Consider the following 15961-nt stretch of genomic DNA (forward strand, 5'->3'; position numbering starts at 1 on the left):
TGTATGCCCATTTGTTGTGGTTAGCCCCGAGATGTTCGGGTTTTCAGGATTTGAAACAGGCGGCGTCGAGTTTATCGAGAACTCGATCGGCGCGGGCTTCAGCCTTGGCCAAATCAGTTTTCCAGCCCGCCACACAGGGTTGCAAATCCGCTTCCTCTTCGGCCCTGGCCAGCCATTGCCAGCAATCGTGCCAATCGCCCAAGGCGCCCTGGGCGGACTTCAACCTGGGCATGGCCGCCTTCGGTAAACGGTCCAGCTCGGGATAGGCTTCGATGCCATAACGCACGCGCTTGATCAGCAGGCGCAGACGATGGCGATCATGGGCCGGGTCATGCAGCGCCTTATCCAGTTTTTTCCATTGTTTGGCCAGGCGTTTTTCAATGTGCGCGCGCAGGCCCTTGAGCAAGTTTTGTCGCTGGGAGGCGCGCAAAAACCGCGGAAACGCGTCGAGCATCATCAGCAACTGCGCCAACTGGGGACTGGCCGCCACCGCCGGATAGGCCTCGGCCATTTGTGCCATGCGCCGGTGCGCCGCCTCCGGTTGATCATGCTCGAGCAAGTACGCGGCCAAGACTTCGCGATCGCGCAATGGCGTTGAAAGATCACCGACCGCGGACGCCGCCGCTTCCAGCTGTTCGACGCCGGGCAAGCCACGCAATGGCCGCAGCAGACTGCGCAAACGGCGAACCGTGGTGCGCAGGTCATGCAAGGCTTCAGGATCGGTGCGGGCACTCAGGCGCGCCTGGCAGGCCAGCACACGAACTTCCAGGCCCAGGATCCGAGCCACTAACCGATCAACCAAGGCAGACATCATTTAGCTCCCCGAATTTTCCCCAGTCGCTCATCATGCCTCAACGGCCGGCGCGCGACTCACGAATATAAAAACGCGCCCGCTCGGCTTTCTTGGAGCAGCCTTCGAACGCTTCAAATTGCTGTTGAGTCTTGGCGCCGGTCAACAGCGACAGCGCCTTGGAGTAACTGACGGTCCCGGCAAACCCTTCAGCCTTGGCCAGGTCCAGTTCGTGCCACGCGGCATCGATTCCAGTGGCGCAGCTGTCGCGATAGGCGGTTTTGCCGGCGCATCCGGCGAGTGCCAGCGCAATCAGGGGCACACAGATCCAGGCTTTCATCACTCACACCTCAAAGATAGGTAAACAATCGTGCATGTAAGACGGTATGGCGCGGGAAAAGTGCCTTGACCCCGTCACGGAAACGACAGCGTTGGGAAGAATACCCATCTGCCGCCATGGAGTGTCGAAAAAACGACGCGAATGCCCCGCCGGGCGACCTTGGCGATTGAAGCGCGGCCCTCGATGGGTGCATTGTTGAACCTTGTCAGACGAGGGCGGTTCATGAAAAAGCGTGTCGCATTGGTGCTGGGCTCAGGTGGAGCCCGGGGCTATGCCCATATCGGAGTCATTGAAGAGATCGAGCGACGTGGCTACGACATCGCCTGCATCGCCGGTTGCTCCATGGGCGCCGTGGTCGGCGGGATCTACGCCGCCGGCAAACTCGACGAATATCGCGACTGGATCGAGAGCCTCGACTACCTGGATGTGTTGCGCCTGGTCGACGTCAGTTTCCGCCTGGGCGCGATTCGTGGAGAAAAAGTCTTCGGGCAAATCCGGAAGATCGTCGGCGAAATCAACATCGAAGACCTGCGCATTCCCTACACCGCAGTAGCCACCGACCTGACCAACCAGCAGGAAATCTGGTTCCAGGAAGGTTGCCTGCACCAGGCCATGCGCGCCTCGGCGGCGATCCCCAGCCTGTTCACCCCGGTGATGCAAGGTAACCGCATGCTGGTGGACGGCGGGATCCTCAACCCTTTGCCCATCGTGCCGGTGGTGTCGAGTCATTGCGACCTGATCATCGCGGTCAACCTCAACTCCACCAACCAGCGCCACTATCAACTGCCGGTGATCCAGCGCCCGGCCGCGTTCAAGACCCGTTTCGACAGCCTGATCAATTCGTTGGGATCGAAATTGCCATTTCGCCGCAAACAGGCGGAACAATTGCTGCTGCTGGAAAAGGAAGCGTTGCTGGCGGAGGCTGCCGAGATCAATCCCTGGATCGAATCCGCCGAACCCGAAGCCCAGCAACCGGCGGCCGCGCCTGAACGTGACGGCGCGCCGAAGTCCGCCACCGGTTCGTTCATCATCGACAACGTGGGCCCGGCCTCGTTGCTGGATTTGATCAACCAGAGTTTCGAGGTGATGCAGACCTCGTTGGCGCAGTACAAGATCGCCGGTTATCCGCCGGATATCCTGATCAACGTACCGAAGCGGGTGTGCCGGTTTTTCGAGTTCTACAAGGCGCCGGAGCTGATCGCGCTGGGGCGGGAGATTGCGCGGGATACGCTGGACCGGTATGAGAACGACCAGAAGCGCGATTCCTGAAGTTCTCGGTTGACTGTCAGGCCCCTTTCGCGAGCAAGCTCGCACACATTGGATCTGTGGATGCTGAAGATCCCCTGTGGGAGCGAGCTTGCTCCGGTCGGCGTTCCGACGATGAGGCCGGAACATTCAACACAGAACTAAAGGCTATTCTCACTCAAAAGCCGATACCCCACCCCCGCCTCGGTCACGATAAACCGCGGCCGGGTCGGATCATCCGCCAGCTTCTGCCGCAGATGCCCCACCACAATCCGCAAATAATGACTGTCTTCGGTATGGGTCGGCCCCCAGATGTCCTTGAGCAATTGCTGCTGGGTGATGACCCGTCCCGGATGCCGTGCCAGTTGCGCCAGCACCGCGTATTCCTTGCGGGTCAACCCCACTTCGCTGCCATCGAGCAGCACCCGGCGATACGCCAGGTCCACGGTCAAGGGGCCGAACGTCAGTGCCGCCTGTTGGGCTTCACCGGTCGGGGCCTGACGCAACAAGGCGCGGACCCGCGCCAGAAATTCCTGGATGCCGAACGGCTTGGTCACATAGTCGTTGGCACCGCCATCGAGGGCCTCGACTTTCTGCCCTTCGCTGGCACGCACCGACAGCACCAGCACCGGCACCGTCGACCATTGTCGAAACTCGCGCAGCACCTGCTGGCCGTCCATGTCCGGCAAACCGAGGTCGAGCACCAGCAAGTCCGGTTTGTTCAGCGCGGCCTGCGCCAGCCCCTCGGTGCCGCTGCCGGCTTCCAGCACTTTGTAGCCCTGGGAAGCGAGGCTGATGCGCAGGAATTTGCGGATTTGCGGTTCGTCGTCGATGACCAAAATGGTCGCGGTCTGGCTCATGGTTTTCGATCGCGGCAAGGTGAGAGGCAAAGGGTATCAGGCTTCACTTTCAAAGCTCGGTTGTTCCTGCACCGGCAAGTGCAGAGTGATACAGGTGCCGCGCCCTTCGATGCCGTCGGCGACGCTGATCCGCCCGCCATGGGCACCGACCATGCCCTGACAGATGGCCAGCCCCAGCCCCGTGCCCTGTCCGCCACGATCGCCTCGCGCCGCGGTGTAGAACATGTCGAAAATTTTCGCTCGCTCCTCTTCCGGAATCCCCGGGCCTTCATCGCTCACCGCAAAAAACAGCTCGCTGTCGTCGGCGCCGACGCGCAATTGCAGGCGCCCGTGAGTCGGTGAAAAGCGTGCCGCGTTTTCCAGCACGTTGACCAGCGCCTGTTCGATCAGCGCGGCGTGGACAAACAGCAGCGGCAACTGCGCGGGCACCTCGGTGCTGACCTGCAACGGTGCCAGCACCGCGCGCAGGCGATTGAGCGCACTGCCGACGATGTCGGCCGGCGATACCCAGTCGCGTGCCAGCTTCAGGGCGCCATGACCGAGACGGGTCATGTCCAGCAGGTTCTGGATGTAGCGATCGAGGCGTTCGGCCTCATCGCGCGTGCCTTCGAGCAGCTCCCGGCGATCCTCCAGCGGGATGGCCTCCCCGAGGGCCAACAGGCTGTCGATGCTGCCGCGCATGGAGGTCAGCGGCGTGCGCAAATCATGGGACACCGACGCCAGCAAGGCACTGCGCAGTTGTTCGGTTTCGCCGTGCAGCCGCGCCGCTTCCAGGTCCTCGGCCAATTGCGCACGGGCCAGCGCCTGGGCCAGCGGCTGGCTCAATGCGGTCAACAAACGCCGACGCTGGCCGCTCAAGGTCTGGCCTTCCCTGGCACACACACCCAGCAGCGCCAACGGCCCATCCTCCACCGACAGCGGCCACCACCACCATCGGCCCAACGGTAACGTGCCGGTGCCTGCGCCAGCCGGCTGATCGTGTTGCCAGGCCCAATCGGCAGCGGCGCGTTCGGCTTCGGAAAACTCCAGCGGCCCACCGGTTTCGACTGTCCAGCCACTGTCCCCGTCGCGATCGAGCAGGCACACCTTCAGATCGGTCCAGCCGTTGAGGTGCTGGGCCGCCGCGCTGACCACGGCCTGGCGATCGGTGGCGGCCGTGAGCTTGCGCGACAGGTCGAGCAGTTCCGTGGTCTCTTCCTGGGTGTCGCGCAACGCCTGCAATTGCCGGCGCTGCCGGGCCGCAAGGTTACCGGTGAGCGCCGCCATCAGCAGGAAGAACAGCAAGGTCAGGACGTCTTCTTCGCGCTGGATGCTAAGAGAGAAATTCGGCGGAATGAACAGAAAGTCATAGGTCAGAAACGACAGCGCCGCACAGGCCAGCGCCGGCCCGAGGCTGCTGCGCACCGCCACCAGCAATACGGCGGCGAGAAACACCAGTGAGATGTTCGGCAACGGCAGCACACTCGCCACGGCCCAGGCCAGCGCACTGGCCAACACCGTCGCCACGACCGCCAGGGCGTAGTCGAACCAGACCAGCGACTGCACCGAACGCTGGCGCGGTTGATGCGCTTCCTGATCACTGTCGAGGACGTTTATTTCCAGGCCGCGGGCATTGCGCAGCAAGCGCGATGCCAGGCCACCGCCGAACAGGCGCCGATGCCAACGCTGCCGGGACTGGCCCACCAGCACCAGGCTGGCACGACGTTCGGCGGCGTGCTGGATCAGGGTTTTCGCCACTTCGCCGGCGCGCAGCAGCACCACTTCGCCACCGAGACGCTCCGCCAGTTGCTGGGCGCTTTGCAGGCGCAGGCGCGATTGCTCGTCGCGCACGCGGCCGTTATCCACATGCACCAGACTCCACGGCAGATGCCGCCGCTGCGCAACGCGGCTGGCGTGACGCACCAGGCGTTCGGCCTGGGCATCGCCATCGACGCCAACCAGCAAACGACCGCGCACCGCCGGTGCCGCCTGGCCAAGTTGGCGATAGCCCTGGGCCAGATCATTGTCGACCTGGGCGGCAGCGGTCTGCATCGCCAGTTCGCGCAGGGCGGTGAGGTTGGTCTGGGTAAAGAACGCATCGATGGCCGCCCGCGCCTGCTCCGGCACGTAGACCTTGCCCTCGCGCAGGCGCTCGAGCAGCTCGCGCGGCGGCAGATCGACCAGCAGCAATTCGTAGGCCTCTTGCAACACCCAGTCCGGCAAGGTTTCCCGAACCTGCACGCCGGTGATGCCACGCACCTGGTCGTTGAGGCTTTCCAGGTGCTGGACGTTGACCGTGGTGAACACGTCGATGCCGGCGGCAAGCAGCTCCTGGATGTCTTGCCAGCGCTTGGCGTGGCGACTGCCGGGGGCGTTGCTGTGGGCCAGTTCATCCACCAGCGCCAGTTTCGGCCGGGCCGCGAGCAAGCCGTCGAGGTCCATTTCTTCGAGCATTACCCCACGGTATTCCGAGCGCACCAGAGGTTGCTGCGGCAAGCTGCCGAGCAGTGCCTCGGTTTCGGCGCGGCCATGGGTCTCGACCACCCCGGCGATGACTTTGACCCCCTGACGCAATTGGCTGTGGGCTGCCTGCAACATGGCGTAGGTCTTGCCGACACCGGGCGCGGCGCCGAGAAAAACCTTGAGCCGGCCACGGCCATCCCGGGGCAGGTCTGCTAACAGCGCGTCGGCGCGGCCGGAGTTGCTCATGCTTGAAGCTCACTTTATTCAGAGATTAATGCAGTGGCTGTCAGGGCCTCTTCGCGGGCAAGCCCGCTCCCACAGGGGACAATGGTGGATACAAAATTTGTGACCACTATTGATCCCTGTGGGAGCGGGCTTGCCCGCGAATGCGCCACCACCGGTTTACAGCTTATCCAGCGCCCTGTTCAGCGCCAACACATTCACCACCGGCGGCCCCACCAACGGCTGCTCGATGTGCGCCTCCAGCAACTGCTGCAGCGCAGTCACCGGCAAATGGCGCGCCGCCGCCACTCGCGCCAGTTGATAGGCAATCGCCGCCGGTGGCAAGTGTGGATCAAGGCCGCTGCCAGAAGTGGTCAGCAGCGCCAACGGCACCGCGCCCTGGCCGGGCACCAACAGTTTATTGGCCTCATCGATCACCCGCGTGGCCAGGGCCGGGTTGCTCGGCGCGAGGTTGCTCGCGCTGCTCGACACGGTGGCAAATGCACCGGCCGATGGCCGCGGATGGAACCAGGCGTCACCGGCGAAATCCTGGGCGATCAACGCCGAGCCACGGACCTTGCCGTCGGCGTCACGAACCAGGCTGCCATTGGCCTGATCCGGGAACGCGACCTGGGTGACACCGGTGACGACCAAGGGGTAGGCGACGCCGGTGATCAGGGTCATCAGGACCAACAGGCTCAGGGCCGGACGTATCAGAGTGGACATTTCAAACTCCTCGAATTTATGGATACCCCCTGTAGGAGCGAGCTTGCTCGCGAAGAACCAGAGGGTGCCGCGTTCATCCAGACAGTACGCGTTATCGTTAACGCCCATCGCGAGCAATCGAGCGTCGACCGGCTGCTCCTACAGGGGGTGTTCGGTCAAACCAGATGCAACGCCGTCAACAGCATGTCGATCGCCTTGATCCCCACGAACGGCACCACAATCCCGCCCAGCCCGTAGATCAGCAGATTGCGCCGCAACAACGCTGACGCACTCGCCGCCTGCACCCGCACGCCGCGCAGGGCCAACGGGATCAGCACCACGATGATCAAGGCGTTGAACACGATCGCCGAGAGGATCGCGCTCTGCGGACTGCTCAGGTGCATGATGTTGAGCACGCCGAGTTGCGGGTAGATCGAGGCGAACAACGCCGGCAGGATCGCGAAATATTTGGCCACGTCGTTGGCGATGGAAAAGGTGGTCAATGCGCCGCGGGTCACCAGCAATTCCTTGCCGATCTGCACCACGTCCAGCAGCTTGGTCGGGTCGCTGTCGAGGTCGACCATGTTGGCCGCCTCGCGCGCGGCCTGGGTGCCGTCGTTCATCGCCATGCCGACATCCGCCTGGGCCAGGGCCGGGGCATCGTTGGCCCCGTCGCCGCACATGGCGACCAGGCGACCGTCGTTCTGTTCATGGCGAATGCGCGCCAGTTTCTTCTCCGGCGTGGCTTCGGCCAGCACGTCATCCACGCCCGCCTCGGCCGCAATCGCCGCCGCCGTCAGCGGGTTGTCGCCGGTCACCATGACGGTGCGAATCCCCAGCTTGCGCAGCTCGGCGAAACGTTCGCGGATGCCAGGCTTGACCACATCCTTGAGGTGAATCGCACCGAGCAATTTACCGTCGGCGCAGACCAGCAACGGTGTACCGCCACTCTGGGCGATCCGGTCGATTTCACGGGACAGTGCGGGGGCGAGATCGGCGCGTTTGAGGCCAACGAACGCCAGCAGCGAATCCACTGCGCCCTTGCGATAGACCCGCCCCTGATAGTCGACACCGGACAGGCGAGTCTCGGCACTGAACGGCACCGCCGCCAGCCCTTCGAGGCTCGGCTCGGGCTGTGGATGAGTCCCGCGCAGGTACTCGACAATGGATTTGCCTTCCGCCGTGTCATCGGCCAGCGACGCGAACAGTGCGCCTTCAGCCAGCTCCCTGGCGCTCACGCCCGGCGCCGCATGCACCGCGGTGCAACGGCGATTACCGAAGGTGATGGTGCCGGTCTTGTCCAGCAGCAGGACGTGCACGTCCCCCGCCGCTTCCACCGCGCGCCCGGATTTGGCAATCACGTTCAGCCGCACCAGACGGTCCATCCCGGCAATCCCGATGGCGGACAGCAACCCGCCGATGGTGGTCGGGATCAGCGTGACCAATAACGCCACCAGGAACACCAGCGGCAGGCTGCCGTTGGCGAAGTGGGCGAAGTGGGCGAAGGGTTGCAGGGTGACGACCACCAGCAGGAAGATCAGCGTCAGACCGATCAGCAGGATATCGAGCGCCACTTCGTTCGGGGTTTTCTGGCGTTTGGCGCCTTCGACCAGGGCGATCATGCGATCCAGGGTCGACTCGCCGGGGTTGGCGGTGATGCGCACCAGCAGCCAGTCGGAGACCAGGCGGGTGTTACCGGTGACAGCCGAACGGTCGCCGCCGGACTCACGGATCACCGGCGCGGACTCACCGGTAATCGCCGCTTCGTTGACCGCGGCAATGCCTTCGATCACCTCGCCGTCACCGGGGATCATTTCCCCGGCTTCGACGCGCACCACATCGCCCTTGCGCAAGCTGGCAGCGGGCACCACCTGGAAGGCGCCGCCGGTGGTTTTGCGCCGGGCGCTCAAACCTTCGCTGCCGGCCTTGAGGCTGTCGGCGCGGGCCTTGCCGCGCCCCTCCGCCAAGGCTTCGGCGAAGTTGGCGAAGAGCACGGTGAACCACAACCACAGGGCGATTTGCGCGGCGACAAAGGTCGGCACGGCGTTGTCGGGAATGAAGCACAGCACGGTGGTGAGAATGGCGGTCAGCTCCACCACCAGCATCACCGGTGCACGCTGCAATTGCCGTGGGTCGAGCTTGACGAAGGCTTGCACCAGCGCCGGGCGCCACAGGGCCGAGATTGCGGTTTTCGGTTGTTCCGGGGCCTTCACGACGGCGGCTTTGGATACGGGCATATTCATCATCCTGCTCCTAAAATAAAGAGGCTCAGAAGCCCATGCTCAGATGTTCGGCAATCGGGCCCAGCGCCAGGGTCGGCAAGAAGGTCAAACCGCCCACCAGCAAAATGGTCACGGTCAGCAAGGTCACAAACAGCGGGCCATGGGTCGGGAAGCTGTTCTGGCCGATCGGCGCGGTCTTCTTCATCGCCAGGCTGCCGGCCAGGGCCAGTACCGGCAGGATGTAACCGAAGCGACCGATCAACATGCCCAGGCCCAGCATCAGGTTGTGAAACGCCGTGTTGGCGCCGAAGCCACCAAACCCCGAACCGTTGTTGGCACTGGCCGAGGTGTAGGCGTACAGCAGCTGACTGAAACCATGGGCGCCGGGATTGCTCACCGCCGCGACAGGGCCGGGCAGACTGGCGGCAATGGCGCCGAGCACCAGCACACCGACCGGCATCACCAGCAAGGTCACCACCAGCAGCTGCACCTCCCTGGCCTGCAGTTTCTTGCCCAAATATTCAGGCGTGCGACCAATCATCAGCCCGGCGAGGAACACCGCGATCAACACGTTGAGCAACATGCCGTACAGCCCGGCGCCGACGCCGCCGAAGATCACTTCGCCAACCATCATGTTCACCAGCGCCACCATGCCGCTCAGCGGGTTGAGGCTGTCGTGCATGCCGTTGACCGATCCGTTGGACGCCGCGGTAGTCGTCACCGACCACAGCACGGTGGCAGTGGTGCCGAACCGCGCTTCCTTGCCTTCCAGCGGTGCGGTCTGTTCGACGGCGACGTTGTCCAGGGTCGGGTTCGGTTGGTACTCGGCCCACAGCGAAGTCGCGCCGCCGATCAGGAACAGCGCCAGCATGCAGGCGATGATCGCGCGGCTCTGACGCAGGTCTTTCACGTAGTGGCCGAAGGTGAACACCAGCGCGGCCGGTATCAGGATGATCGACGCCATTTCGAACAGGTTGCTCCAGGCCGTCGGGTTCTCGAACGGGTGCGCCGAGTTGACGCCAAAGAAGCCACCACCGTTGGTGCCCAGTTGCTTGATCGCAATCTGGCTGGCGGCCGGGCCGAGCGGGATCACCTGATCAACGCCCTGCATCGTTACGGCATTCACATACTGCGCGAGGGTTTGCGGCACGCCCTGCCAGACCAGATACAGCGCCAGCAGCAGGCACAGCGGCAGCAGGCCATAGAGGGTGGCGCGGGTCATGTCGACCCAGAAGTTGCCCAGGGTGGCCGTCGACTTGCGACCGATACCGCGACACAGCGCTACCAATACCGCCAGGCCGGTAGCGGCGCTGACGAAGTTCTGCACGGTGAGGCCGGCCATCTGGCTCAGGTAACTGAGGGACGCTTCACCGCTGTAGGCCTGCCAGTTGGTGTTGGTCGTGAAACTGATGGCGGTATTGAATGCCAGGGTCCATTCCTGACCCGGCAAGTGCTGCGGGTTGAGCGGCAAATAGTCCTGGAATAACAGGATCGTGAACAACAGCAAGAAGCCCGCGAGGTTGAAGGCGAGCAAGGCCAGGGCGTATCGCTGCCAGCTCTGTTCGACCTGCGGATCGACGCCGGCCACTTTGTAACACCCGCGCTCGACCGGTCCGAGGATCGGGGTCAGCCAGGTGCGCTGCCCCTCCATGACCTTGTAAAAGAACCGCCCGAGAAACGGCGCCGGGATCAGCACCACGGCCAGGAAGGCGAGGATCAGCCAATAGTCGTAACTGTGCATGATCGCTCCTAGTTCCGGTCTGCGCGCAACAGCGCAACCAACAGATAAATGAACAGTCCCACTGCCAGCAGCAGTGACACTCCGTCCAGAACACTCATGGAAATTCTCCGTGTTACGGCGTATTGCCGCGTGTGCAGTCATTGTCGGCAAGGAGGCTGTAAAGGAACGAGATCGAGGGGGATGGCGGGGTATAAAGAAAGCGTAAAGAGTGGGGTTACGCCGGGGTTACAGGGGTGCTCGGGGTGGCGCTCGCTTCGACTGACGCGCCACGCGCGACGGGTTACCGCATCGGCTACTCGCATCAGCGCACGCTTTGAGCAAGAATGTCGGCCATTGCTGACTACTGCCGGAATACTGCCCATGAATGTAATCGCCACCGATTTGCCCGGTGTTCTGATCATCGAACCGAAAGTTTTTGGGGATGAGCGAGGTTTCTTTTACGAGAGCTTCAACGCCAAGGCTTTTGAAGATGCCACAGGCCTGCACGCTCAATTCGTTCAGGACAATCATTCGCGCTCGCAAAAAGGCGTATTGCGTGGACTGCATTACCAACTGGAAAACACCCAGGGCAAACTGGTGCGCGTGACGGCCGGTGAAGTACTCGATGTAGCCGTGGACATTCGCCGCAGCTCACCGCACTTCGGCAAATGGGTCGCGGTGCGCCTGTCCGCCGAAAACCATCGCCAGCTCTGGGTCCCGGAAGGTTTCGCCCACGGTTTTGTGGTGTTGAGCGATTTCGCCGAGTTTCTCTACAAGACCACCGACTACTACACGCCCTCTGCCGAGCGCAGCATCCGCTGGGACGATCCGGACCTGGCCATTGACTGGCAACTGGACGAAGCACCGCAACTGTCCGCAAAGGATCAGGCGGCGAAGTTCTTCAAGGACGCCGAGGTTTTTGCCTGACCGTGAGCGATCACAGCCGTTGCATCACCCCGTTCTGCCGACAAGCTACATCCATTCGCGCTATCGACTTCTGAAAAAGGCAGGCCAACATGCGTATCCTCATTACCGGCGGTGCAGGCTTCATTGGCTCCGCCCTGATTCGCGAGCTGATTCGGCACACCGAGCATGAAGTGCTCAATCTGGACAAGCTGACCTACGCCGGCAATCTTGAATCGCTGACCAGCATTGCCCATGACACTCGCTACGAGTTCGTTCAAGCCGATATCGTCGATCAGGTGACCGTCAGCGCGGTGCTGACACGTTTCCAACCGCACGCGATCATGCACCTGGCAGCGGAATCCCACGTCGATCGTTCCATCGACGGACCTTCGGATTTCATCCAGACCAACATCGTCGGCACCTACAGCCTGCTGGAAGCCGCTCGTGCCTATTGGCACACCCTCGCCGAGCCGGAAAAAAGCGCCTTTCGCTTTCATCACATTTCCACCGACGAGGTCTACGGCGACCTGAGCGGCACTGATGATCTGTTTACGGAAACGACGCCCTACGCCCCGAGTTCGCCCTACTCCGCCAGCAAAGCGGCCTCCGACCACCTGGTCCGTGCCTGGCAGCGCACCTATGGCCTGCCGGTGTTGCTGACAAACTGCTCGAATAATTACGGACCGTTCCACTTCCCCGAAAAACTGATTCCGTTGGTGATCCTCAATGCCCTGGCCGGCAAACCGCTACCGGTGTACGGCGATGGCCTGCAAGTTCGCGACTGGCTGTTCGTTGAAGATCACGCCCGGGCGTTGCTCAAAGTCGTGACCACGGGCATTGTCGGCGAGACCTACAACATCGGTGGGCACAACGAGCAGAAGAATATCGATGTGGTGCGAAGTCTCTGCGCCCTGCTCGACGAGCTGGCACCGCACAAGCCTGAAGGTGTCGAGCACTATGCCGACCTGATCACCTTCGTCCAGGATCGTCCTGGCCATGACCTGCGCTACGCGATCGATGCCGGCAAGATCGAACACGAGCTGGGCTGGGTGCCCCGGGAAACATTCGAAACCGGCTTGCGCAAGACGGTGCAGTGGTACTTGAACAACCTGGAATGGTGCCGTCGGGTTCAGGACGGCAGCTACCAGGGTGAACGCCTTGGCGCCATCAATTCCCGGGAGCTGCTCGCATGATCAAAGGTATCGTTTTGGCGGGTGGCTCGGGCACACGCCTGCATCCGATCACGCTCGGAGTGTCCAAACAGCTGTTGCCGGTCTACGACAAACCGATGATCTATTACCCGATATCGGTCCTGATGCTGGCCGGCATCAAAGAAATCCTAGTGATCTCTACACCACAGGACCTGCCTCAGTACCGCAATCTGCTGGGGGATGGCAGTCAGTTCGGGGTCAGTTTCCACTATGCCGAACAACCGTCTCCGGATGGACTGGCCCAGGCGCTACTGATTGGCGAAGCGTTCATTGGCAATGATGCGGTGTGCCTGATCCTCGGCGACAACATTTTCCATGGCCAGCACTTCAGCGAGCAGTTGCAAAACGCGATAACACGCTGTTCTGGCGCGACCATATTCGGCTATTGGGTCAAAGACCCGGAACGTTTCGGGGTGATTGATTTCGACAGCCAGGGCCGTGCCTTGTCGATCGAAGAAAAGCCGAAAGTACCGAAATCCAGCTATGCCGTCACCGGCCTGTACTTCTACGACAACGATGTAGTCGAGATCGCCAAGTCGATAAAGCCTTCGCCTCGCGGCGAACTGGAGATCACCGACGTCAACAATGTGTATCTCAAACGCGGCGACCTGCAAGTCGAGCGTTTCGGACGCGGTTTCGCCTGGCTCGATACCGGCACCCACGACAGCTTGCTCGAAGCGTCTCAGTACGTGCAGACCATCGAACATCGACAAGGCTTGAAAGTCGCCTGCCTCGAAGAGATCGCTTATGAGAATGGCTGGATCAACCGCGAACAGCTGCTGGAGCGCGCCCACTACTTCGGCAAGACGGGATATGGTCAGTACCTGCTCAAGCTGGCCGGGGAAACACAATGAATGCGTTTGAAACCAACCTGCGCGGTGCAGCTGTCGCCGGTAAAAGCTTGCAAGAGGCTGATCCGCTTCTATGAGAATTCTCATCAGCGGCCAGCATGGCCAGGTCTCACGCGAACTGCAGCGTCGACTGGGGAGTATCGGCGAGTTGATTGTGCTGGGTCGTGATCAGCTCGATCTGGCGCAGCCCGATCAGATTCGCCATCAGGTACAGCATGTGCGTCCCGATCTGATCATCAACGCGGCGGCCTATACAGCGGTCGATCTGGCCGAAAGCGAGCCAGAAACAGCCTTTGCCGTTAACGCGGTGGCACCCGGCATTTTAGCGGAAGAAGCGCTGAAGCTCGGCATCCCGCTGATTCACTACTCCACTGATTATGTATTCGACGGCACAAAGATTAGACCTTACAACGAAAGCGACACTGCGAATCCGCTCGGGGTTTACGGCCAGAGCAAGCTGGCGGGCGAACGGGCGATCACCGAGGTGCAAGGCCAACATCTCATCCTGCGCACCAGTTGGATCTATTCAACCCATGGCCGTAATTTTCTGCTGACGATGCAACGCCTGCTGCAAGAACGTCCGGAGGTACGCGTTGTCGCCGATCAGATCGGGGCGCCTACCTGGGCGGGCACAATCGCCAACAGCACCCTTTCCCTGATCAAACGCTGGCAGGCGGGTGACGTTGCTGCCTGGGGCACTTATCATCTGACCGCTCAGGGTCAAACCTCCTGGTTTGGCTTCGCCCAGGCCATCGGCGAAGCATTACGGCAACAGGGGAAGCCCTGTGCAACCCTGTTGCCCATTCCCTCCAGCGATTATCCGACGCCAGCAGCCCGGCCGCTTAACTCATGCCTGGATTGCAGGCGCCTACAACTGGATTGGGGCGTCAGGCAACCCGACTGGCAAACTGCGCTGCGCGAGTGTCTTGCCGAGCAAGGCTAACCAGGTTTTTGCCAGGCGTCGGCGGATGCGATGTTAACGAGCCTTACACCATTGCCATCCAGGAGCAGCATGCGGCAACTACAAGGATGTGCGGCGTGCACGGCAGATCAGGCATAGAATGGAACCACTGCGAAAATAAATCGCTCAAAGTGGTATGCACGATCGATTGGCGAAACCCGCCAACCGGCCTGCCCTCAAGGAGAGCCCTATGCCCTGGTATGCCTGGTTGATTCTGGTCGTTGCAATCGGCTCGATCGTTGGCGGTTTGATGATGCTGCGCGACACCGCCAACAAGGTCGAGCTGACCGAAGAGCAACGCAAACGCGTCGCTGAACGCAACGCGCAAGCGGATGCCAAGGATGCGCAGGACCGCTAGATAGATTGCAAAGATCAAAAGATCAAAAGATCGAAGCCTGCGGCAGCTCCTACGGGGGAATATGTGTTTCCCTGCAGGAGCTGCCGCAGGCTGCGATCCTTTCGATCTTGCCATGGTCCGCTTACTTCTCCCAATCTGCCTTGGCAATGTGCAAGCCATGCAACCCCTTGTACGCCGCGCGCTCCGGCTGGCTCCAGCCCGCCAGCAGCGAATCCTGCAACTGATAGATTTCCACCCCGAGCGGTCGACACACGCTCAGCGGATCCTGCGCATCCGGCCCCCACATGGCCAGCGAAAGATCGCCGCCCGGACAGGTTGACAGCGCACACAGCAGATCGATTTCGGCAAAGAACTCCAGGTAGTCGCCCTTCTGTGCCGGACAGGCTTTCATGAAGTACATGTCGTCGTGGTTCAGGCCGGTGCACTGGAAAATATTCAACACGTCATGCACGTCGAACTCGGTCAAGCCATGGGGTAACACCGCACGCGTCAGGTTCGAATGACAGTGGTGATGGAAGTCTTCGCCGGTGAGCATTTTGTTCACATAGGGATCGCAACGCGTGCCGAGCAAATCGTGCAAGCGACCACCGTGCTCGTCGATACCGTAACCGGCCAGGCTGTCATCGGTGATGGTCACCAGGGGCCGTAAAAACGGCAGGTTCGACCAGAGCCGGTCATGGGTACTGACATGCGCGCCTTGCAGCTGTCGGGTCCGGGCCGCCCACAAGCGTTCACGCGGGTCGTCGGCATTCCACACATTGAAATCCCCGACTTGCGGGCCAACTGGCGTCGTGACCCGGAACACGTGTCCAGCCGGTACCTTCCACACGCGACCGGTGCGGATCGGCACTTCAAAGGCTTCAATCAGCGTGCGCCCATCCCTGGTGTCACGAATCCGTTCGTAAAACGCTGTGTCCACCTGCAAGGCTGAACCTTTGCTGACTTGGTAGGCCGCCGGATAGTCTTTGTACATGGCATGCGTCCTCGATTAAAAGAAATCACTATTCGTGCCAGCTCAATCGATATAGCAAAGACCAAGTTGGACGCATCTGCATGCTTTTTAGCAATAAAAGTACAGTCACCATCCAATTTTCATTGGTTAAGATGGTGCATTGTTGCGGAGATTCG

At 61.6% G+C, this 15961-nt stretch carries 15 protein-coding genes; 6 read left to right on the forward strand and 9 right to left on the reverse strand.

Features of this window, described 5'->3' with window-relative positions; genetic code table 11:
• Positions 1-43 precede the first annotated feature (43 nt).
• Positions 44-811, reverse strand: a complete 768-nt coding sequence (locus tag ELQ88_RS24950) for a CHAD domain-containing protein (protein ID WP_138968420.1) — start codon at positions 809-811, stop codon at positions 44-46.
• 40 nt (positions 812-851) lie between these two features.
• Entirely contained in the window at positions 852-1130 is a 279-nt protein-coding gene (locus tag ELQ88_RS24955; RefSeq protein WP_128873362.1) for a hypothetical protein, read from the reverse strand.
• Between the two features lie 222 nt (positions 1131-1352).
• Between ELQ88_RS24955 and ELQ88_RS24960 the strand changes: the two genes are divergently transcribed.
• Positions 1353-2399, forward strand: coding sequence for a patatin-like phospholipase family protein (locus ELQ88_RS24960; protein WP_128873361.1), 1047 nt, complete (start codon positions 1353-1355; stop codon positions 2397-2399).
• A gap of 137 nt (positions 2400-2536) precedes the next feature.
• Here the strand turns inward: ELQ88_RS24960 and ELQ88_RS24965 are convergent, their stop codons facing one another.
• The 6 genes from ELQ88_RS24965 to kdpF all read right to left on the reverse strand — a co-directional run bounded on the left by ELQ88_RS24965 (position 2537) and on the right by kdpF (position 10665).
• The gene (locus ELQ88_RS24965) at positions 2537-3235 is read right to left on the reverse strand and encodes a response regulator (protein WP_138968422.1); all 699 of its coding nucleotides are present in this window, start codon (positions 3233-3235) and stop codon (positions 2537-2539) included.
• A gap of 36 nt (positions 3236-3271) precedes the next feature.
• Complete coding sequence (locus ELQ88_RS24970; protein WP_138968423.1) at positions 3272-5923, reverse strand: sensor histidine kinase KdpD; 2652 nt, start codon at positions 5921-5923, stop codon at positions 3272-3274.
• 156 nt (positions 5924-6079) lie between these two features.
• On the reverse strand, positions 6080-6625 hold the full coding sequence (kdpC, locus tag ELQ88_RS24975) for a potassium-transporting ATPase subunit KdpC (protein WP_138968425.1): 546 nt from the start codon (positions 6623-6625) through the stop codon (positions 6080-6082).
• Between the two features lie 155 nt (positions 6626-6780).
• Positions 6781-8847 (reverse strand): potassium-transporting ATPase subunit KdpB, encoded by a 2067-nt coding sequence (gene kdpB, locus ELQ88_RS24980; protein WP_138968427.1) that lies wholly within the window; start codon positions 8845-8847, stop codon positions 6781-6783.
• Between the two features lie 25 nt (positions 8848-8872).
• On the reverse strand, positions 8873-10567 hold the full coding sequence (kdpA, locus tag ELQ88_RS24985; RefSeq protein ID WP_138968429.1) for a potassium-transporting ATPase subunit KdpA: 1695 nt from the start codon (positions 10565-10567) through the stop codon (positions 8873-8875).
• A gap of 8 nt (positions 10568-10575) precedes the next feature.
• Positions 10576-10665, reverse strand: coding sequence for a K(+)-transporting ATPase subunit F (gene kdpF, locus ELQ88_RS24990; RefSeq protein ID WP_007899818.1), 90 nt, complete (start codon positions 10663-10665; stop codon positions 10576-10578).
• 262 nt (positions 10666-10927) lie between these two features.
• On the opposite strand from kdpF, the gene rfbC reads away from it, so the two are divergent.
• From rfbC to ELQ88_RS25015, 5 genes are all read left to right on the forward strand, one after another.
• Positions 10928-11473 (forward strand): dTDP-4-dehydrorhamnose 3,5-epimerase, encoded by a 546-nt coding sequence (gene rfbC, locus ELQ88_RS24995; RefSeq protein ID WP_128873357.1) that lies wholly within the window; start codon positions 10928-10930, stop codon positions 11471-11473.
• An 89-nt stretch (positions 11474-11562) separates the two neighbouring features.
• On the forward strand, positions 11563-12645 hold the full coding sequence (rfbB, locus tag ELQ88_RS25000) for a dTDP-glucose 4,6-dehydratase (RefSeq protein ID WP_128873356.1): 1083 nt from the start codon (positions 11563-11565) through the stop codon (positions 12643-12645).
• The gene (gene rfbA, locus ELQ88_RS25005; protein ID WP_128873355.1) at positions 12642-13517 is read left to right on the forward strand and encodes a glucose-1-phosphate thymidylyltransferase RfbA; all 876 of its coding nucleotides are present in this window, start codon (positions 12642-12644) and stop codon (positions 13515-13517) included. Before rfbB ends, rfbA begins: the two co-directional genes overlap by 4 nt.
• Positions 13518-13587: 70 nt before the next feature.
• Positions 13588-14457, forward strand: coding sequence for a dTDP-4-dehydrorhamnose reductase (rfbD, locus tag ELQ88_RS25010; RefSeq protein ID WP_138968431.1), 870 nt, complete (start codon positions 13588-13590; stop codon positions 14455-14457).
• Positions 14458-14665: 208 nt separating this feature from the next.
• Entirely contained in the window at positions 14666-14833 is a 168-nt protein-coding gene (locus tag ELQ88_RS25015; protein ID WP_064678955.1) for a DUF2897 family protein, read from the forward strand.
• A gap of 121 nt (positions 14834-14954) precedes the next feature.
• On the opposite strand, the gene ELQ88_RS25020 is transcribed toward ELQ88_RS25015, so the two are convergent.
• On the reverse strand, positions 14955-15806 hold the full coding sequence (locus ELQ88_RS25020) for a DUF1989 domain-containing protein (protein WP_138968433.1): 852 nt from the start codon (positions 15804-15806) through the stop codon (positions 14955-14957).
• Positions 15807-15961: the final 155 nt, after the last annotated feature.

The organism is Pseudomonas sp. MPC6, from assembly GCF_006094435.1.
Lineage (GTDB): Bacteria > Pseudomonadota > Gammaproteobacteria > Pseudomonadales > Pseudomonadaceae > Aquipseudomonas.